This window comes from Streptomyces sp. NPDC057287 (genome assembly GCF_042667905.1).
In the GTDB taxonomy this organism is placed as follows: domain Bacteria; phylum Actinomycetota; class Actinomycetes; order Streptomycetales; family Streptomycetaceae; genus Streptomyces.
This window is the reverse complement of record NZ_JBHUYV010000008.1, coordinates 349138-368408: the sequence shown is the minus strand read 5'-3', so window position 1 is coordinate 368408 and position 19271 is coordinate 349138. Positions and strand designations below refer to the sequence as shown.

The window sequence follows — 19271 nt, the reverse complement described above, 5'->3', positions numbered from 1 at the left end:
GTGCGGTCAGAGGCGGGGGACGGTGGTCCCGGGACGTGTCACGGCTGGAGCGTGCGGCGGGCGGGGACCACTCCTCCCGCGACAGCCCGTTGCCGCGGGGCCGCCGTGCCGGTCCAGCAGGTGCCCCGGCGGGTGACCAGGCGCCGGAGCCAGAGTTCCGTGGACGCCAGCTCGGCCAGGCCGTCCAGGGGGAGGGGCTCGCCCTCGGACGCCGCGCGCAGCGCCTTGCGTACGACACGCGCCTCGACCAGGCCGGCGTCGGCGAGCAGCGGGGCGTCGAAGAGCGCGATCAGCTCCGGGAGGGCGGTGCGCAGGCCGATGCGGCCGGCCGCGGTCGAGGTGGCCTGCGAGGGGGCACCCCAGCCGGGCGGCAGGTCGTGGATGCCGGCGCCCGCGAGGACCCGGCGCAGGATCGCGGCCCGGGCTCCCGGCTGGACCCGGAGCGATTCCGGGAGTGCGCGGGCGGCCCGCACGACCTGGTTGTCGAGGAACGGGGCGTGCAGCCGCTGGCTGCGGATCTCCGCCGCCTGTTCCAGGATCCGCTGGTCGGCCGCGTGCCGGGCCAGCGCCGCGCGGGCGCGGGCCTCTCCCGGGCGCTGGACCGACCCGGGCCGGATCGCCGCCTCCTGGAGCCGAACCGATACTTCCGCGAGTGCCTCCCCGGTGAGCCAGCGCGCGGCCGGACCGGGCCGGGACCAGGCGAGGGAGGCGAGCGAGGCGTCCGCCGGGGTGTCGAGGCCGGGGGCGTCGCGGTTGGCCTCGGGCAGCAGGGACGCCGCCGTCTCCAGACCGGTGCGGTACGACGTACGGGCCAGCCGGCGCGCGGCGCGGTAGACGGCCAGCGGGACGAACAGGGAGTGCGTGGAGGGCCCTTCGGCCCTGGCGAGCGCGGCGACGGGCCGCAGGAGGTGGCGTCTGCGCCGGTCCATGAGCAGGTCGGCGAGCCGGGCGGGGTGGGCGTCCAGGACCTGTCGGGCGCCGTGCCCGACGAAGTGGTCCGCGCTGCCCGCGGCCAGCCGGCGGCGGTGGCGTTCGGCGACGACGAGGGAAGGGGCGGGTTCGTCGGTGAGCGGGCCGCTCTCCAAGGACGCGTAGGGCAGGGCCTCCTCGCCCGCCGCGACGACCACGTGGTGCAGACGCGGGTTGGCCGCGATGACCCGGGCGCGCTCCAGCTCGTCCTCGCGGCCCTGGGCCGAGAGGTCGTTGAACGTGACGGCGAGGAGGCGCTCGCCCGCCCCCGTGCCGTGGCCCAGCACCGTGCCGGGCAGCCCGGGCAGGCCTGCGGCCAGCAGGGCGAGGGTGGCGGAGGCGCTGCCGCCGGAGAGGTCCGAGCCGATTCCGGGGACGGGCGCCCCGCGGGCCGCGCGGCGTTCGGCGGGCCCCATGCCGGGTACGGGCCCGGGGTCGGGCGGCAGGGTCTCCGGTGCGTGGCGGGGCGCCGTGAGCCGGGCGCGTACGGCTTCGACCAGCGCGTCCCGTACGCCTTCGACCGCGCTCACCGGATCGGCCTGGGGAGCCGCCACGGCGAGCGAGGCCACCGCCTCGTACCCGGTGATCTCGCGCGAGCCCTCGCGGAGGATCAGCGCGTGCCCCGGCGGGATCCGTCTCACTCCCGCGTACGGCGTGCCGTCGCCCAGCGCCTCCGGGGTCTCGGGACAGGCCAGCAGAGCGGCGAGGTGGCCGATGTCGAGCTGCGCCTCGATGAGGTCGGCGAGCGGGAGGGCGGCGGTGGCGTACGCGGTGCCGTTGCCCCAGGGCGTGGGCGTGTGGAAGACGGGGCGTGCACCGGCGAGGTCTCCGGCGACGGTGACGCGGCGGCCGATCTGCACGACGGCCGTGTAACTGCCCGGCCAGGAGGTGAGATGGCGCAGCGCCCCGCCGCGGGCGGCGAGCAGCCCGACGCGGAGCTGTTCGTCGGTGGCCCCGCAGCAGCCGAGGACGGCGAGGCGGGTGGTGGGGGCGCCCTCGGGTGTCGCGACCGTGATGACGCGGATCTCGTCGGGGCGCCAGTCGCCCACGGCCCAGAGCGGATCCGGGTCGCCCCACAGGGGCTGGGAGCCCACCGGCTGGACGGTGCGCCCCTCCCCGTGGTGGCCGACCGCGCCCACGGTGCCGAAGCTCGCGGCGGCAGTGCTCCACCCCACCAACCAACGCATCGCCGCCTCCACAGGCTGTGGACGAACCGGCGCACCAGGTACGGGACGCCGTTGCGGGACATGCTGCCACGACAACGGCGCCCGGGAGGGGGTACGGGCGGCGCACACCGGATGAGCATGCGCCCCTGGCAAAAGCCTGGCCACGGCACCGCAGGCTCCCCGGCAACAGGAGTGGACCTTCCGGGAGTTGCGGCGGGATGCCCCGGAAGCGGTCCCCGCCTCGGCCGGGCCACGGACCAGACGCAATCAGGCCATAGTCGGACCACCTCGGTCCGCACGGCCCGACCGGCGCTATTCGGCCATTCTCGGCTCGCGAAGGAACCGCGCGTTTCGTCCGAGGCCGCTGTGCGGAGGGGCATGGGCGGAAGGCGCGGACCGGGTCCCCGCAGACCCGCGGCAGCCCCCTGGGACACCCTGCGGATCTGCGAGGACGTGCCGGCCGGCGCATCCCCCCGGCGCGCCGGCCGGCACGTCCTCTTCCCCTGGAACCCGCCCGTGCGGCGCACAGTCCGGGAGGTGTTCGTCACCTCCCGGACCGGTTCGCCGCCCGCGGGGATTGGGGCGGCGGTCTCCCCCAGCCCACCGAGTCCAGTTCGGCGGGCCGACCCACGCAGGACCCATCGAAGCGTTTGCACATCGGCCGGGCCAGAGCGCACGGCCGGGCGCACGGCCACACGTCCGGAGCACGATCCCCACGCCCCGCCGCGCACGGACAACATTCCCGCCATACGGAGGTCTGCCCCTTAACGGTGGGGATGCGGCGAACTACGCTGGGTTTACCGATGTTCTCAGCAGGGGGGCATATTCCACGGGGCTCGGCCAAATGCGTGTGCGGCCGGAGTGCCCGGGACCGGACCTGGGGAGAACACGGTACGAATGCCGCGCGCTTGACGGTGACGCGGCGGCCGTCTGTGTGTCGAGGGGTGACGCATGTCCAGAGAGCAACGCGGGCCGAACGAGAAGCTCGGCACGGTTCTCGCCCTCGCGGGAATCAGCAACGCCGGGCTCGCCCGGCGGGTCAACGACCTCGGAGCGCAGCGCGGTCTGACACTTCGTTACGACAAGACGTCGGTGGCCCGGTGGGTCGCCAAGGGCATGGTGCCGCAGGGCGCCGCGCCCCATCTCATCGCGGCGGCGATAGGGGCCAAACTCGGCCGTCCGGTCCCGCTGCACGAGATCGGGCTCGCCGACGCCGATCCGGCGCCCGAGGTCGGTCTGGCCTTCCCCCGTGACATCGGGGAGGCGGTGCGGTCGGCGACCGATCTGTACCGGCTGGATCTGGCGGGCCGGCGTGGCGGTGGTGGCATCTGGCAGTCGCTGGCGGGTTCCTTCGCGGTGAGCGCCTATGCGACCCCCGCGTCCCGCTGGCTCATAACGCCCGCCGACCCGTCGGTCGCCCGGGACCCGGGCGCCGCCCAGACCGCGATCCTGCGCCCCGAGGGCGCACCCGGGGCGCAGGGTGGCATCCCCCTCCAACCGGGCCCGGACACCGCCGGTCCCGCCGGCGGCGTGGACGGACCGCTGCTGCGCGTGGGCCACAGCGACGTGACCAAACTGCGCGAGGCCGCCCAGGACGCCCGCCGCTGGGACTCCAAGTACGGCGGTGGCGACTGGCGCTCGTCCATGGTCCCCGAGTGCTTACGGGTCGACGCCGCGCCGCTCCTCCTGGGGTCGTACAGCGACGAGGTCGGCCGGGCGCTCTTCGGCGCATCGGCCGAGCTGACGAGGCTCGCGGGGTGGATGGCCTTCGACACCGGCCAGCAGGAGGCCGCCCAGCGCTACTACATCCAGGCGCTGCGCCTGGCCCGCGCCGCCGCCGACGTACCGCTGGGCGGATACGTCCTGGCGTCGATGTCCCTGCAGGCGACGTACCGGGGCTTCGCCGACGAGGGTGTGGACCTCGCGCAGGCCGCGGTCGAACGCAATCGCGGGCTGGCCACCGCACGGACCATGAGCTTCTTCCGGCTGGTGGAGGCGCGCGCCCACGCGAAGGCCGGCGACGCACCGGCGGCGGGGGCCGCGCTCCGGGCCGCCGAGAGCTGGCTGGAGCGCTCCCGGACCGGCGACTCCGACCCCACGTGGCTCGGTTTCTACTCGTACGACAGGTTCGCCGCCGACGCCGCCGAGTGCTACCGGGACCTCAAGGCGCCCCGCCAGGTGCGGCGCTTCACCGAGCAGGCCCTGTCGAAGCCCACCGACGAGTTCGTCCGCTCACACGGACTGCGGCTCGTCGTCTCGGCGGTCGCCGAGCTGGAGTCGGGCAACCTCGACGCGGCCTGCGCGGCGGGGACGCGCGCGGTGGAGGTGGCGGGACGCATCTCCTCGGCGCGCACCACCGAGTACGTCCGCGACCTCCTGCACCGCCTGGAGCCGTACGGGGACGAGCCCCGCGTGGCGGAGCTGCGGGAGCGGGCCCGTCCGCTTCTCGTCGCCCCGGTGTAGAGCCCTCCGGTACGCCCCGGTATCGCCCGGTCCGGAGGCGGAACTGCCCGCCACGCACGCGCCGACCCGGGTTTGAGCCCGTTGTCAGTGGGTCAGTGCACTATCGGGGTGGGAGGTGGCGTGATGATGACGCACGCGGCGTACGACTGCGATGTGCTGGTGATCGGTGGCGGAATCGTCGGTCTGTCGACCGCGTACGCGATCACGCGCACCGCGCCCGGCACCCGGGTCACGGTGCTGGAGAAGGAGTGGGGTCCCGCCCGGCACCAGACCGGGCGCAACAGCGGCGTGATCCACAGCGGCATCTACTACCCGCCGGGCTCGCTGAAGGCGCGCTACGCGGTGCGGGGCGCCGCCGAGCTGGTCGACTTCTGCTCGGAACACGGGATCGCCCACGCGGTGACGGGCAAGCTGATCGTGGCGACCGGCAGCGGTGAGCTGCCCCGGCTGCACGCCCTGGTGCAGCGTGGCCGGGCGCACGGCCTGCCGGTCCGGGAGCTCGGCCCCGCCCAGATCTCGGAGTACGAACCCAGGGTCCGCGGCCTCGCGGCGATCCGGGTCGGGACGACGGGGGTGTGCGACTTCGCGGCGGTGGCCTCCCGCTTCGCCGCCGAGGTCGACACGGCGGGCGGCCACATCCGCTACGGGGCCGAGGTCGTCGCCGTCGACCGGCGCCCCTGGGGTGTCGCCGTCCGCACGGCCGACGGCCAGGTCGTCCGGGCCCGGGTGCTGGTCAACTGCGCGGGACTGCACAGCGACCGGGTGGCGCGGCTCGCGGGCGACGACCCCGGGGCGCGCATCGTGCCGTTCCGCGGGGAGTACTACGAGCTGGCCAGGCCGGAGCTGGTGCGCGGGCTGGTCTATCCCGTGCCGGACCCTGCGTTCCCCTTCCTCGGTGTCCATCTGACCCGGGGCGTCGACGGAACGGTCCACGTCGGGCCGAACGCGGTGCCGGCACTGGCCCGCGAGGGATACGGCCGGGCGGTCGTCCACCCGCGCGAGCTGGCCGCCACACTGGCCTGGCCGGGCTCCTGGCGGGTCGCCCGGCGGCACTGGCGGTACGGGGCCGGCGAGGTGCACAGATCGCTGTCGAAGCGCGCGTTCACCCGGGCCGTCCAGCGACTGCTGCCGGAGGTGACGGAGGCCGATCTGAGGCCGTCCCCGGCCGGAGTACGGGCCCAGGCCGTCCTGAGGGACGGCACGCTGGTGGACGACTTCCTGATCCGGGACGCGCCGCACACCGTCCACGTGCTGAACGCCCCGTCGCCCGCGGCGACCGCGTCACTGCCCATCGGGAGGGAGGTGGCGCGACGGGCCCTGCTTCGGGCTCGCACGACGGGATGGACACCGCCCGCCGTAGAATCGGGTCATTGTGTCTGAGCCTGTGAACCCCACCCCAGAGACGCCCGGCCCCGCCCCGGAGACGGACGCCGTCGTCCCGGAGACCACGCCCGGCCCCGCCCCGGAGACCGACGCGGACGCGGCGGCGCGCCGCGCCGCCTCCTTCGAGCGCCAGCGCAGGCTGCGCCAGGAGCCACGCTTCCCCGGTGGCCCGGCCGCCGACCCCGCCGGCTCGCACCACGAGCGCCGGATCCGGAGCTTCCAGCCGCGCCGCAGCCGGGTGACCGTCGGCCAGGAGGACGCCCTCCAGCGGCTGTGGCCCAAGTGGGGCCTCGACATCGACGGCCTGGGCGTCCTCGACCTCCCCACTCTCTTCGACGGCCTCCCGGTGGTCCTGGAGATCGGTTTCGGCATGGGCGAGGCCACGGCGCAGATGGCGGCCGACGACCCGGACACCGGAATTCTGGCCGTCGACGTGCACACCCCCGGCCAGGGCAATCTGCTGGGTCTCGCCGACCGGGCGGGGCTGTCCAACGTCCGCGTCGCCAACGGTGACGCGATCATCCTGCTCCGCGAGATGCTGGAGCCGGCCGCGCTGGACGGCCTCCGGGTGTACTTCCCCGACCCCTGGCCCAAGAAGCGGCACCACAAGCGGCGGCTGATCCAGCCGGACTTCCTCGACCTGGTGGCGAAGAGGCTGAGGCCGGGCGCGGTCGTCCACTGCGCGACGGACTGGGAGCCGTACGCGGAGCAGATGCTGGAAGTCCTGACGGCGCACCCCCTGTTCGAGAACACCCGGGCGGACGGCGGCTACGCGCCCCGTCCCGCGTTCCGGCCGCTGACCCGCTTCGAGGGCCAGGGCCTGGACAAGGGGCACGTCGTGCACGACGTGCTGTTCACCCGTCGCTGACCGGCCACCGGCGGGCTCCCCGGCCACCGCCCCGTGGCCAGGTGTCAGTCACCCTCGTTAGGGTCGTCAGGTGTCCGAGGGGTCCGTACAGCATCAGCAGCCGGCCGTCCCGGTGCTCGAGGAGCAGCAGCTCGACGAGTTCCTGGGCGCCGTCCCGGAGCGAGGCCAGTGGCGTTACCGGCCCCGCCGCGTCGGCATGGTCTGGCGCAGCAAGGCGTTCCGCGCCGGTGCGGTGATCACGGTGCTCGCGCTCTGCGGGCTGGTGATCCTGGCGCTGGTCCGTCAGCAGACGGGCACCGAGGGCTTCCTCGTGGGACTGGGGCTGGCCGTTCTTCCGGTGCCCCTGCTGATGGCGGCGTTCCGCTGGCTCGACCGGGTCGAACCGGGCCCGTGGCGGAATCTGCTCTTCGCCTTCGCCTGGGGTGCGTGTGCCGCCGCGCTCGTGGCGATCATCGCCAACTCCTTCGCGACGCGCTGGATAGCGACGGCCACCGCGGATCCGGCGGGCGCCGACACCCTCGGGGCCACGGTGGTCGCACCGGTGGTCGAGGAGAGCGCCAAAGCCATCGCGGTCCTGCTGATCTTCCTGTTCCGCAGACGGCAGTTCGCCGGAATCGTCGACGGCATCGTGGTCGCCGGCTTCACCGCGACCGGCTTCGCCTTCACCGAGAACATCCTGTACCTGGGCAATGCCTTCGGCGAGGACCAGCAGCTGGGGACCACCGGCTTCGCCTCCGTGACGGTGGGGACGTTCTTCGTCCGCGTGGTGATGTCGCCGTTCGCGCACCCCCTGTTCACGGTGCTGTCCGGTATCGGCTTCGGCATCGCGGCGCTCGGCGGCGCGCGTCACCGGGTGCGGCGGGTCGTCCTGCCGCTGCTCGGTCTCGCCCTGGCCATAGGCATGCACGCCCTGTGGAACGGCTCGTCGTCCTTCGGGCCGTACGGCTTCTACGCGGTGTACGGCGCCTTCATGGTGCCGTCCTTCGGCCTGGTGACCTGGCTGGCCGTCTGGTCGCGCCAACGGGAGCTGCGCACGCTCTCCACCGAACTGCCGGTCTACGCGGCGGCCGGCTGGCTGACCCCTGCCGAACCCCTCGCGCTGGCCTCCATGCGGGCACGGGGCATGGCCCGCGACATGGCCAGGCACTGGAACAGCCACCCGGACCCCGCGCGGGGCAGGGCAGCGGCACGCGCCGTCGCCGAGTACGAGTCCTTCGCGACGTCCCTGGCCATGCTCCGCCGCAGAGCCCGTCACGACGGGGCCGGCCGGGACTTCGCCCTCCGCGAGCAGGAGTTGCTGCACCACCTCTGGCACCGCAGGGACATCGCGGGCCCGGCCCTGACGTACGCCGCCCATGCGACGGGCCGGCTGCCGCGGGCGCACCGGCCGCCTCCGTTCCCCCGCCAGGTCCCCCACGGCGACGGACTTCCGCAGCAACTCCCCGCTCCGCACCGGCACTACGGCGGCCACAACCCGTACCTGGAGGACCGCTAGGGGCTCCGGCGCGGATGCCCGGCGGCTCCCGCGCCGGGCTCCCGCCGGGCCGGGGTCAGGCGGACGCTTCGGTCAGCTCCGCCAGCTGCGCCTCGGTCAGCCGCAGACCGGCGACCGCCACCAGCGCGGGCAGCTGCTCCACCGTGCGGGCGGAGGCGATCGGTGCGGCCACGGTCGGCCGGGAGGCCAGCCAGGCCAGGGCGACCGTGGCGATCTCCGCGTCGTGCTCCTGGGCGATCCTGTCGAGCGCCACGAGCACCTTCTGCCCGCGCTCGGTCTCCAGGTGCTTGGCCGCGCCTTCGGCCCGCGCGCTCTCGACGGATGCTCCCGCACGGTACTTGCCGGTCAGGAAGCCCGAGGCGAGCGCGAAGTACGGGACGGCGGCGAGACCGGCCCCGGCCGCCGTGTCCTGGAGCGCGCCCTCGTAGGTGTCGCGCGAGACGAGGTTGTAGTGCGGCTGCAGTGCCACGTAGCGGGCCAGGCCCTCGCGCTCGGAGAAGTCCAGGGACGCCCTGAGCCGCTCGGGGCTGATGTTGGAGGCGGCGATCTCCCGCACCGTGCCGGCCTTCACCAGCTGGTCGAGGGCGGTGATGATCTCCTCGACGGGGACGTTCTCGTCGTCGAAGTGCGTGTAGTAGAGATCGATGTGGTCGGTGCCGAGCCTGCGCAGCGAGGCCTCGGCCGCCGCCTTGATCGTGGTGGGCGACAGCCCCTTGTACGCCGGATGGGCGCCGACCTTGGTGGCGACGACGATGTCGTCGCGGCGGGAGCGTGCCTTCAGCCACTTGCCGATGAGGGTCTCGGACTCGCCGCCCTCGTTGCCCGGGATCCAGGCGGAGTAGGAGTCGGCGGTGTCGATGAAGTTGCCGCCGGCCGCCGCGTACGCGTCGAGGACGGCGAAGGTCCGGTCCTCGTCGGCCGTCCAGCCGAAGACGTTGCCGCCGAGAGCGAGAGGGAAGACCTTGAGGCTCGAAGTGCCGAGCGGGCGCAGAGAAGTCATACCCGGGATCAACCAGCGGACGGAGGTGCCTATTCCGCTTCGCGGGCCGCTTCCCGCACGTGCCCGGGTCCGGAGAGCCCCGCCGGCCGGAGAGACCGGCGGCCCTGACGTCGGGGGGTCGTGCGTCAGGGCCGCCGGGGTTCCGGTGCCTGGATCAGATCGAGAGGCCCTTGCCGCGGAGCCAGCTCATCGGGTCGACGCCCGAGCCGTCCGCGGTGTGGATCTCCAGGTGGAGGTGCGGGCCGGTCACGTTGCCGGTGGCACCGACGCGGCCGATGGTGTCGCCGGTGCTGACCTTCTGTCCGGCGGTGACATCCATCGAGGACTGGTGGCAGTACCAGACCTCCGTGCCGTCATCGAGCTCCAGGACCGTGCGGTAGCCGTACGAGCCGGACCAGCCCGCCGACTTCACCGTGCCGCTGTGCACGGCCTTGACCGGCGTGCCGGTCGGAGCCGCGAAGTCCAGGCCGGTGTGGTGGCCGGAGGACCACATCGAACCGGACTGCCCGAAGGTCGAGGTGATGGTGTACGAGGAGGTCGGGACGGCGTAGCTGGCGGCGAGCTTGGCGAGGCGCTCGGCCTCAGCCTTCTTCTTCGCCGCCTCCTCCGCCGCCTTCTTCTCCGCGGCGACCTCGGCCTCGGCGTCGCTCTGCTGCTTCGCGGCCTGGGCCGCGGCCGCTTCGGCCGCCGCCTGCTCCTGGGCGGCCTTGGCCTCGGCCTCGGCTCCGGCCGACTGCTGCTCGGCCTGCTGGAGGATGCGTGCGCGCAGGGCCTCGCCCGCGTCGGTGGTGCCCTGCTCGGCCTCGGCGGCGGTGATACCGGCCGTGGTGAGCGGGGAGGACGCCGCGACCGTCCCGTGGTCCGAGTCGGAGTCGCCGGCCATGAAGGCACCCACGCCGGGAAGGGACTTGGCGTCGGGGAGATTGTCCGCGATGGAATCGGGAAGAGAGATGGAGACCGGCGGCTTGCTCTGCGCGGTGGCCATGCCGCCCGCACCGACGGCCGCGATGACGCCGACGCCGAGGACGGTGGAGCTACGGGCCAGACCGCGCTGCTTGGCTACGCGATGCCGGCCGCGTACGGGACGGATGGACTCCTCTGTGGGGTTCCATTCCTCCCAAGTCCTGTCCTCATCACCGAAGCTTCCGGTCCTGAAGGATGACGGGGCCTCGGGGGCAGGCTGGTTGGACGCCACGTGGGCGCGCTCCTTTCCTTCCTTCTCGCCTACCGGGTTAGCTGACGGGTTCGGAGCAGGAAGGTCTCCTACGGGCCCCTTCGTCTCTCGCGAGACACAGGTGCCCGATTCACCCCATGTAGGTGGTTCCCCGGTTCCCTTGCGGAATTCGGCGCTGCGCACGGTGCCGTCTCTTGCGACGGCAGGTACAACCGCGCTGCGTTATCGAACGTTAATAGACACCCGGGCCCGATTCCAAGCTGTTCCCACAGATCGTTCACGACTCCGGCCTGGACTTTCAGGGGTCAAACGGGCGCAAACGGGCGACTTGAGCCCACCTGATTCGGCCAGCACTTTCTGACTGTGCGTCAAATGTTATGCGGAGCGGGGTCCTTCGACTACGGACGGTCGCAACCGGTCATTCACTGTCCCGCCCCACAATCTTCACCGTCGTCCGCCGCTCCTGCTGCCCCCGGGAAGGTCGGCCGACGGCGAGGAGCGCCAGGTCGTCGGTCGAGCGGCCGCCGGTGTGCAGCCGTACGTCGTCGGTGAGTGCGGACAGCAGTTCCTCGGGCCCGGGGAAGAGCCGGCCGCGCAGCCGGGCCGCCGGGTCGTAGAAGACGCCGTTCGCGTCCCGCGCCTCGGAGAGGCCGTCGGTGAACGCCAGGAACGTCGCCCCCGCCGGAAGCGCCCACTCGTCCGACCGGTCCGGCCACGCGTCCAGCCCCATACCCAGCGGCAGCGCGGGCGCGGTCGGAGCCAGCACGTCGAGCGCCCCGTCCGCGTGCAGCACGAGCGGCTCCGGATGGCCGCGGTTGACGACCCGCAGGGTGTCCGAACCGGCAGGGATCTCCGCGAGGACGGCGGTGACGAACCCCTCCATGGAATCGAGGCCGCCCCGCCGGGAGCCCTCACGGGCCAGCGCCCGCTCCAGCCGCTGGACCACGCCCTCCAGCGACAGCTCCTGCTCGGCGGCCTCCCGGAAGGCGCCGATCACGACGGCCACGGCCGCCACGGCGTCCAGCCCCTTGCCCCGCACGTCCCCGACCACCAGGCGGACACCGAAGGGCGTGTCCGCGACGGCGAAGAGGTCACCGCCGACGAACTCGTCCGCCTGCGCGGCCTCGTACCGCGCCGCGATGTGCAGCCCGCCGATCCGGGACTCCGGGACCGGGAGCACCGCACGCATCGCGGTCTCGGCGACGAACCGGGCCGAGGCGAGCTGCTCGTTGCCGCGGTGCACGACGCGGTTGATCACGAGGGACAGGGCCACGACGGTCATCAGCGTGAGCAGGTCGGTGACCGGCGCGACCCTGAACAGCACACCGTCCGAGAGCCGGATGGCGAGCACGATCAGGACCGCGGCGAGCCCGATGCGGACGGTGCTGCTCAGCGAGAAGAACGGGGCGGCGACGAGCGCGGCGGCGGCGAAGAGCGGGACGGCGGTGACCTCGGACGGCGTACCGAGGTCGAAGGCCACCCCGGCACAGATCAGCAGGGCGGGCAGCGCACGCACGAACCGTCGCGAACGGAAGCTCCTGGGAGCGCCCCGTCGCCGTCCGTCCCGCTTGCCCACCTGTGCACTCCTGCCCGGTCCACCCACGGCTGCGGACGGTACCGCGCCCCACCCAGGCTGGCCGGAGCCGCGCCGAGCGGCGACTCGTCATCGGCCAAAGGGAGGAGCGCGCCGGAGCCCCGTCCTCCGGAGGTCAGTCGGAGAGCCGGTGCTGCGCGTAGATCGTCAGTGCATCCCGTACGAAGACGGCGGTTCCGTCTCCGTAACGATCGTAGTTCCTCCCGAAGCGGGGATCGGCGGCGTACATCTCCGCGAGGCCGGACACGTAGGCACGCGTGGGCTCCATGGTGACCGACAGCCACTCGCAGTGCCGCCGTGCGATGTCCTGCACCTGCTCGCTGCCCGCCTCCAGGCCCGCGGCCCTGGCCTCCCCGTAGTCCCGGGCGACGGCATCGTGCACTCCCTGGAAACGGGCGCGCTCGTCCTCGTCCAGTCCGCGCCACCACCGGCCGCCCCGCTCGTACGCCTCCCGGCCCCACCGCTCGGTGACCTCCTGCTCGTACTCCGTGTGATCGAAGCCGTCGAGCGCTTCCGACGCCATGAGTTCCTCCCCTTGCCCGGTCCTGTGGAGAGTGGTCCGTACCGAGGCGATCTGCCGGCCGATGCGCTCCCGCTCCCGCTCCAGCAGGCGCAGATGCGTCCGGAGCGCGGCGGAGGTGTCCCGCTGCCCCTCCAGCACGTCCTTGATCGCGGGCAGCGACAGCCCCAGCTCCCGCAGCAGCAGAATGCGCTGGAGCCGGACCAGTGCCTCCTGGTCGTAGTAGCGGTAGCCGTTGGCACCCGTACGGCTCGGCGCCAGGAGACCGATGTCTCCGTAGTGCCGGAGCGTGCGGCTCGTGGTGCCGGCTCGCCTGGCGATTTCCTGGATGGACCACTCCATGCCGGAAACGCTAGATCTTTACGCAGCGTCAAGGTCAAGCCCGTGCGTCCGCGGCCGGGGGACGGCATACGACAGAGGCCCGGATCCTTGGAAGGATCCGGGCCTCTGTCTTTCAGTAGCGGGGACAGGATTTGAACCTGCGACCTCTGGGTTATGAGCCCAGCGAGCTACCGAGCTGCTCCACCCCGCGTCGTTGTGATTGCAACTCTACGCCATCCGGGACGGTGCTCCGACCACTTTTCGCGCCGCCTCCCCACCGGGGGCCCCTCCGGGGTGCCGGCCGCCCCCGACGCAATGCTCCAACAAGCCGTGCAGAAGGCGGAGTTGCCAGGCACAGTGACGTACTCAGGGGTGTTGCCGCACCCCCCGATCCCGTGTCTCGCCTGCCTGGAGGGCCTTCCACCATGTCCACACCGCACAGACCTGCCCCGATCCCGCCGGCCGCACCGTCGGCTCTGCGCGTGTCCCTCCTCAGCGGACTGATCGGCGCCGCGTTCGGCTCGGTGATCAGCGCCGCCGTCAACTACCTGGTCATCGGGGTGCCGGACAGCGCCCCGGTGAACGCGCTCAACCACGGGATATCAGGACTGTTCAGCGGATTCGCCGCCGGCTTCATCGGCCTCATGGTGCATCTGCGCGGCAGACAGGGGCAGCCCGCTCCCCTGGCCCCCGAGGGCGACGCCACGGTCGTGGGCCGGGGCTGACACCACGCCGTGCCCCGGCCCGGAGCGGCCGGGGCACGGCGTCCCGCGATTGCGCGGCGTGCGGAGCGGCGGGACGCTGGAGGGGCAGGTTTTTCGGTGTTCGGTCCCGTCTGCGCGGCATGCTCAGGTGCCGGCGTCGGCCCAGCAGCCTCACCCGATGCGATGGAGCCAGGGGAGGCCGGGCGCACGCGCACTAGGAGACGATCATGGACGGCACCCTCCTCGAGACGATGCGGACCGAGCTGCGAGGCCCGGTCATCGGCCCGGACGACTCCACGTACGGGCAGGCCCGTACGGTCTACAACGCCATGATCGACAAGAAGCCCGCCGCCGTGGTCATGTGCCACGACACGGCCGACGTCATGGCGGCCGTCGACTTCGTCCGCGAGCACGGCCTCGACGTGGCCGTCCGGGGCGGTGGGCACAGCGGGCCCGGCCTGGGCCTCGCCGACGACGCAGTGACGATCGACCTCTCCCCCATGCGCGGCGTACGGGTCGACCCGGCCATCCAGACCGCCCAGGCCGACGGCGGGGCGACGCTGGGCGACTTCGACCACGCCACCCACGCGTTCGGCCTCGCCACCCCGGCGGGAATCATGTCCACGACGGGCATCGGCGGGCTCGCCCTCGGCGGCGGTCACGGCTACCTCACCCGCAAGTACGGCCTCACGGCCGACAACCTGGTCTCCGCCGACGTGGTCCTGGCGGACGGCAGTTTCGTCGCCACGAACCCGAGCGAGCACCCCGACCTGTTCTGGGCGCTGCGCGGCGGCGGCGGGAACTTCGGCATCGTCACGTCCTTCGACTTCGAGCTGCACCCCGTGGACACGGTGGGGGTCGCCATCACCGTGTGGCCGCTGGACCGCTTCAAGGACGTGCTGCGCTGGTACCGCGCGTTCCTGCCGCAGGCACCGGACGATCTGTACGGCTTCTTCGCCTCGCTGACCGTCCCCCCGGGGCCGCCCTTCCCCGAGGAGATCCACGGGCAGAAGATGTGCGGCGTCATCTGGTCCTCGACGGGGGACCCCGACTCCCTGGGCGAGACCCTCGCCGCGGTGAACGAGCCCGGGCCGCCCGCGTTCCACTTCACGGCGCCCATGCCCTACCCGGCCCTGCAGTCCATGTTCGACGCGCTGATGCCGGCCGGCCTCCAGTGGTACTGGCGCGGAGACTTCTTCGACCGGGTCACGGACGACGCCGTGGACGTGCACGCCTCCTTCGCGGAGAAGCTCCCCACCGGACTGTCGACCATGCACCTGTACCCGGTCGACGGGGCCGCGGGGCGTGTCGGACCCGACGACACGGCGTGGGCCTACCGCGACGCGGTCTGGTCAGGCGTCATCGCCGGCATCGACCCCGACCCGGCCAACGCGGCGGCACTGCGGGAGTGGGCCGTCGCCTACTGGGAGGCACTGCACCCGCACTCGATGGGCGGGGGCTACGTGAACTTTCTCGGCACCGGCGAGTCCCAGGACCGTGTACGGGCCACCTACGGCGGCCACTACGACCGGCTCGCGCAGGTCAAGCAGGCCTACGACCCGCACAACCTCTTCCACGCAAACCAGAACATCGAGCCCGCCCCGCCGCGCTGACCGTCACGCCGGGCTCGCAATACCGGGGGAAAGCCGTGCTGGGAGGGTTACAGTCTGCATGCACCGCACGATGATCCGGACGCCCCCGGAGCGGCGCGGCACCGGTGGCGGCACCTCGTAGCCCCACCGGTCGGGACCAGTCCGGCATTTACCGCAGCGGCTCGGTCACGGGGCTCTCACCGCACACCTACGTACAGGACACCTGAGATGACCGACATGCCTGCCCGCACGACCACGCGGCGCCCCGACAGCACCTCCGCGGCCACGGCCCACGACACGGGCCTCGCCTCCCCGCTGCCCACGCCGCAGTACGCGGGCCTGTTCATCGAGCCCGACCTGCCGCCGGTCACCGACGAACCCGAATGACCGGGCGGCCCGTGACCGGTCCCGAGTGACCGCCGCGGGCGCACCGTCGTTGGGAGACCATGCGCATCCGTATCGGCGTGATCGTCCTCGCAGTGGTCCTGCTGATCGCCGCGTTCCTCTCGAACATCCCGTCCGGGGCCGAGACCGAGGCGGCCTGCCGGAGGGCCCTCGACAACACGTCGACGTGGACCAACCGGCCGGAGATCTGCCTGGACGTGTCGGCGGAGACCTACCGGACGTTCCTCCTGATGTACGAACTGCGGGAGCAGGGCCTGGACTGAGGTCCACGGACCCGGCCCTGCGTGCCCGGCCGCCCCGGACCGGCGGTCCGGGGCGGGCGCACGCGTGGGATCCGGCCCCTCAGCCCTGCTGTTCCTTCCACTCCGCCTGGGCCTCGTCGAGGTCCTCGGCGAACGAGTCCAGGAAGTCCTTCGCGCTCGTCTTGCCGAGCAGGACCTTCTGGAAGCCCGACTCGCTGTCGGCCTTGGACAGGGTGTTCCAGTCCGGCAGGTAGTAGGGGAGCTGGACGATCCTGGTGTCGCCGGAGAACAGCGCCTCGGCACCGAGCCTGGTGGTCTCCGCCTTGTCCAGCCAGGGGTCCTCGGCGGCCTCCTTGTTGGCCGGGATCAGGCCCGCGGACTCGCTGAACTTGGAGTTCGAGGCGTGGGAGGCTGCGAACTCGATGAACTTCCAGGCCGCCGCCTTGTGCTCGGACGACTTGAGCAGGCCGAGGCCGGAGACCGGGTTGGAGACCATCACCCGGGTGCCGTCGGCCAGTTCGGGCTGCGGGATCCCGCGGAACTTGTCGGCGCCAAGCGAGCTCACGTGGTCCTGGTAGGAGCCCAGGTTGTGGTTGAGCATGGCGATGCTGCCGGAGTCGAACTGGGCGACCATCTTGGTGAAGTCGTTGTTGAGGTCGGCCTCCGGGGTGGCCTTCCTGTACAGGCCGGCGTACTTCTCCAGGGCCGCGACGTTCTTCGGATCGTTGACCGTCGTCCGCGTCCCCGACTTGTTCCAGAAGGACTCGATGCCCGACTGCCCGTACATCGCGTCCAGCGCCTGGGCGATGGAGCCCGGTCCGCCGCGGATGGTGTAGCCGAACCGGTTCTTCTGCTTGTCCGTCAGCTTCGCCGCCGCGCTGTAGAACTCGTCCCAGGAGTCCGGCTCGCCCAGCCCGGCCTTCTCGAACAGGTCCGTCCGGTAGTAGAGGACGCCGTTGGTGGCGGAGATCGGCACCGTGTACGTCTCGTCCCGGCCGGCCGCGCTCTTCACGTTCTCGAGCATCGCCTCGTTGAGCTTGCCCTTGAGCGAGCTGTCCGCGATCCGGTCGTCCAGCGGCTCCAGCGCGTCCTGCGCGGTGATCCCGGCGACCATCGCGGCGCCCACACCGCCGACGTCCGGCAGGCCGCCGCCCTGGATGGCGGTGTCGTACTTGGACTGCGCCTCGGTCGAGGCGATGCCCACGTACTGCACGTCGATGTCCGGGTTCGCCTTCTCGAAGTCGGCGATGATCTCCTTCCAGATCGCCGTGCGGACGCCCCCGTTCTCGTCCCAGAACACGATCTTCCCGGCACCCGAGCCCTCGGCGCCCTTCGCGCCGGCGATGCCGCTGCCGTCGTCACCGCAGGCGGTGGCGGTGAGGGCCAGGGCCGAGACCAGGGATATCGCGGCGGCGAGACGGCTGTTGCGGGGCTTGATCATGGTCGGCTCTCTTCTCTGAGTGCTCACCGGCGGGCGCCGGAAAACGGGCGCCGCAGCGTGAAGCCGTACGGGGTGGGGTGCTTCGGGAGGGGCGGAGGAGGCCGGTGGGCCCGCCGAGCCCGGGCCGGCGGGCCGGGGCCGGCGGGCCGGGGCGTGTCCGGGCGGAGGGGGCCTCAGCGTCTCCTGCGACGCCGGGGGCGGCAGGGGAGAGGGCTCGGTGCTGACTGCATTCGGTGCTCGGCTCTCATATCGCGTCTCATATATGACATACGAAGGGCAACGCGAAGAACGTAAGTCGGCCCACACCCACGGTCAATGCCCGTGCAGCAGAAAGTTCTTGGGCCCGGACACGCCGAAGTGCCCCGTACAGGACGGGCGCGGCACCGTACAGGACGGGCGCGGCACCGGACGGGAACGCGAAAGCGCCCCGGCCCGGTCGAACCGGTCGGGGCGCTCGGGACGGTCGTGATCAGGCTTCGACCGTGACCTTGTCCGCCGTGGCGGGACCGGTCTTGTCGCCGGCCCCGGCGGGGCGGACGAGGCCCGGGATGAACGCGGCGACGACGGCGGCGACGAGGGCCACCGCGCAGCCGATGGTGAGACCGACCCGGAATCCGTCCTCGGAGGCGAGCGAGAAACCCCCGAGGTTGATGGTCATCTGCGCCAGCACCACACCGATGACGGCGGATCCGATGGTGGTGCCCAGCGAGCGCATCAGGGTGTTGAAGCCGTTGGCGGCGGCGGTCTCCGAGAGCGGGACGGAGCTCATGATCAGGGCGGGCATCGCGCCGTAGGCGAGGCCGACGCCGCTGTTGATGACGATCCCGACGATCATCAGGCCCCACGCGGAGCCCATGAGGAACAGGGAGAGTCCGTAGCCCAGGGAGATCACGAGCGCGCCGAGGACGAGGGCGATCTTGGGTCCGCGCGCGTTGATCAGCTTCCCGCCGAGCGGGGAGACGATCATCATCATCACGCCGCCGGGAGCCATCCACAGGCCGGCGGCCAGCATCGACTGCCCGAGGCCGTAGCCGGTGGCCTCCGGGAACTGGAGCAGCTGCGGGGCGATCAGCATGAAGGAGTACATGCCGACTCCGACGAGGATCGAGGAGATGTTGGTCAGCAGCACGCGGGGGCGTGCGGTGGTGCGCAGGTCGACCAGCGGGTCACGGGTGCGCAGCTCGTAGAACCCCCAGGCGCCGAGGGCCACCACCGCCACGGCGAACAGGCCGAGCGTGGTGCCCGAGCCCCAGCCCCAGTCGGCGCCCTTGGAGATGGCCAGCAGGAGGGACACCAGGCCGATGGCGAGCCCGATCGCGCCGGGAGCGTCGAAGCGCTGCCCCTTGGCGCCGGCCGGGACGTCCGGGACGAAGGACCAGATGAGCACGGCGATCATGAGCGCGAGGACCGCGGAACCCCAGAACAGCACGCGCCAGCTGGTGTATTCGGCGACGGCGGCGGAGATCGGCAGGCCGAGGGCGCCACCGATGCCCATGGAGGCGCTGACGAGGGCGATCGAGCCGCTCAGCTTCTCGGCGGGGACCACGTCACGCAGCAGTGCGATGCCCAGCGGCACCATGCCCATGCCCATGCCCTGGAGACCGCGGCCGACGATCATGGGCACGACGGACGAGGCGAGCGCGCACACCACGGAGCCGACGACCAGCGGGACCGAACAGGCCAGCAGCATCCGGCGCTTGCCGACCAGGTCGCCGAGCCGGCCGGTGACCGGCACGCACACGCCGGCGACCAGGAGGGTGACGGTGACCACCCAGGCGGCGTTGGCGGACGAGGTGTCCAGGATCCGCGGCAGCTCGGCGATGAGCGGGGTCACCAGGGTCTGCATGACCGCCGCGACGGTGCCGGCGAGTGCCAGCGTCGTGATCACACCACCTGCGCGGGCTGTGGGCTGGGGGGTGTCCATATCGCGGGTC

General features: G+C 72.5%; 15 protein-coding genes, 1 tRNA gene and 1 riboswitch. Of the genes, 8 read left to right on the top strand and 8 right to left on the bottom strand.

The window, feature by feature from the left end:
* Nucleotides 1-38: 38 nt before the first annotated feature.
* Complete coding sequence (locus tag ACFUNE_RS18675; RefSeq protein ID WP_383568638.1) at nt 39-2156, bottom strand: asparagine synthase-related protein; 2118 nt, start codon at nt 2154-2156, stop codon at nt 39-41.
* 930 nt (nt 2157-3086) lie between these two features.
* Between ACFUNE_RS18675 and ACFUNE_RS18670 the strand changes: the two genes are divergently transcribed.
* The 4 genes from ACFUNE_RS18670 (at nt 3087) to ACFUNE_RS18655 (ending at nt 8344) form a co-directional block, all read left to right on the top strand.
* Entirely contained in the window at nt 3087-4598 is a 1512-nt protein-coding gene (locus ACFUNE_RS18670) for a sporulation protein (protein WP_383568635.1), read from the top strand.
* Nucleotides 4599-4721: 123 nt separating this feature from the next.
* Nucleotides 4722-5978, top strand: coding sequence for an L-2-hydroxyglutarate oxidase (gene lhgO / locus ACFUNE_RS18665; RefSeq protein ID WP_383568632.1), 1257 nt, complete (start codon nt 4722-4724; stop codon nt 5976-5978).
* On the top strand, nt 5971-6849 hold the full coding sequence (trmB, locus tag ACFUNE_RS18660; RefSeq protein WP_383568629.1) for a tRNA (guanosine(46)-N7)-methyltransferase TrmB: 879 nt from the start codon (nt 5971-5973) through the stop codon (nt 6847-6849). Before lhgO ends, trmB begins: the two co-directional genes overlap by 8 nt.
* Nucleotides 6850-6919: 70 nt before the next feature.
* Nucleotides 6920-8344, top strand: coding sequence for a PrsW family intramembrane metalloprotease (locus ACFUNE_RS18655; RefSeq protein WP_383568626.1), 1425 nt, complete (start codon nt 6920-6922; stop codon nt 8342-8344).
* A 55-nt stretch (nt 8345-8399) separates the two neighbouring features.
* On the opposite strand, the gene ACFUNE_RS18650 is transcribed toward ACFUNE_RS18655, so the two are convergent.
* The 5 genes from ACFUNE_RS18650 to ACFUNE_RS18630 form a co-directional block, all read right to left on the bottom strand.
* Nucleotides 8400-9344 (bottom strand): aldo/keto reductase, encoded by a 945-nt coding sequence (locus ACFUNE_RS18650; RefSeq protein WP_383568623.1) that lies wholly within the window; start codon nt 9342-9344, stop codon nt 8400-8402.
* 154 nt (nt 9345-9498) lie between these two features.
* Nucleotides 9499-10539, bottom strand: coding sequence for a M23 family metallopeptidase (locus tag ACFUNE_RS18645; protein WP_383568620.1), 1041 nt, complete (start codon nt 10537-10539; stop codon nt 9499-9501).
* Nucleotides 10540-10550: 11 nt separating this feature from the next.
* A riboswitch (cyclic di-AMP (ydaO/yuaA leader) is annotated at nt 10551-10703 on the bottom strand.
* Between the two features lie 233 nt (nt 10704-10936).
* On the bottom strand, nt 10937-12121 hold the full coding sequence (locus tag ACFUNE_RS18640) for a PP2C family protein-serine/threonine phosphatase (RefSeq protein ID WP_383568617.1): 1185 nt from the start codon (nt 12119-12121) through the stop codon (nt 10937-10939).
* A gap of 106 nt (nt 12122-12227) precedes the next feature.
* Nucleotides 12228-12974: a MerR family transcriptional regulator gene (locus tag ACFUNE_RS18635; RefSeq protein WP_383568614.1), complete on the bottom strand. Its 747-nt coding sequence runs from the start codon at nt 12972-12974 to the stop codon at nt 12228-12230.
* A 116-nt stretch (nt 12975-13090) separates the two neighbouring features.
* A tRNA-Met gene (locus ACFUNE_RS18630) sits at nt 13091-13164 on the bottom strand.
* A 214-nt stretch (nt 13165-13378) separates the two neighbouring features.
* On the opposite strand from ACFUNE_RS18630, the gene ACFUNE_RS18625 reads away from it, so the two are divergent.
* The 4 genes from ACFUNE_RS18625 (at nt 13379) to ACFUNE_RS18610 (ending at nt 15917) form a co-directional block, all read left to right on the top strand.
* Nucleotides 13379-13678, top strand: coding sequence for a hypothetical protein (locus ACFUNE_RS18625; protein ID WP_383568611.1), 300 nt, complete (start codon nt 13379-13381; stop codon nt 13676-13678).
* A gap of 206 nt (nt 13679-13884) precedes the next feature.
* Nucleotides 13885-15270, top strand: a complete 1386-nt coding sequence (locus ACFUNE_RS18620; RefSeq protein WP_383568608.1) for an FAD-binding oxidoreductase — start codon at nt 13885-13887, stop codon at nt 15268-15270.
* Nucleotides 15271-15477: 207 nt separating this feature from the next.
* A complete protein-coding gene (locus ACFUNE_RS18615; RefSeq protein WP_383568605.1) occupies nt 15478-15636 on the top strand; it encodes a hypothetical protein in 159 nt (52 codons plus the stop codon).
* A 59-nt stretch (nt 15637-15695) separates the two neighbouring features.
* Nucleotides 15696-15917, top strand: coding sequence for a hypothetical protein (locus ACFUNE_RS18610; protein WP_383568602.1), 222 nt, complete (start codon nt 15696-15698; stop codon nt 15915-15917).
* A gap of 79 nt (nt 15918-15996) precedes the next feature.
* On the opposite strand, the gene ACFUNE_RS18605 is transcribed toward ACFUNE_RS18610, so the two are convergent.
* Nucleotides 15997-17337: an ABC transporter substrate-binding protein gene (locus ACFUNE_RS18605; RefSeq protein ID WP_383568599.1), complete on the bottom strand. Its 1341-nt coding sequence runs from the start codon at nt 17335-17337 to the stop codon at nt 15997-15999.
* 469 nt (nt 17338-17806) lie between these two features.
* Nucleotides 17807-19261 carry an MFS transporter gene (locus ACFUNE_RS18600; protein ID WP_383568596.1) on the bottom strand — a complete coding sequence of 485 codons (1455 nt, stop codon included), beginning with the start codon at nt 19259-19261 and terminating at the stop codon, nt 17807-17809.
* Nucleotides 19262-19271 lie beyond the last annotated feature (10 nt).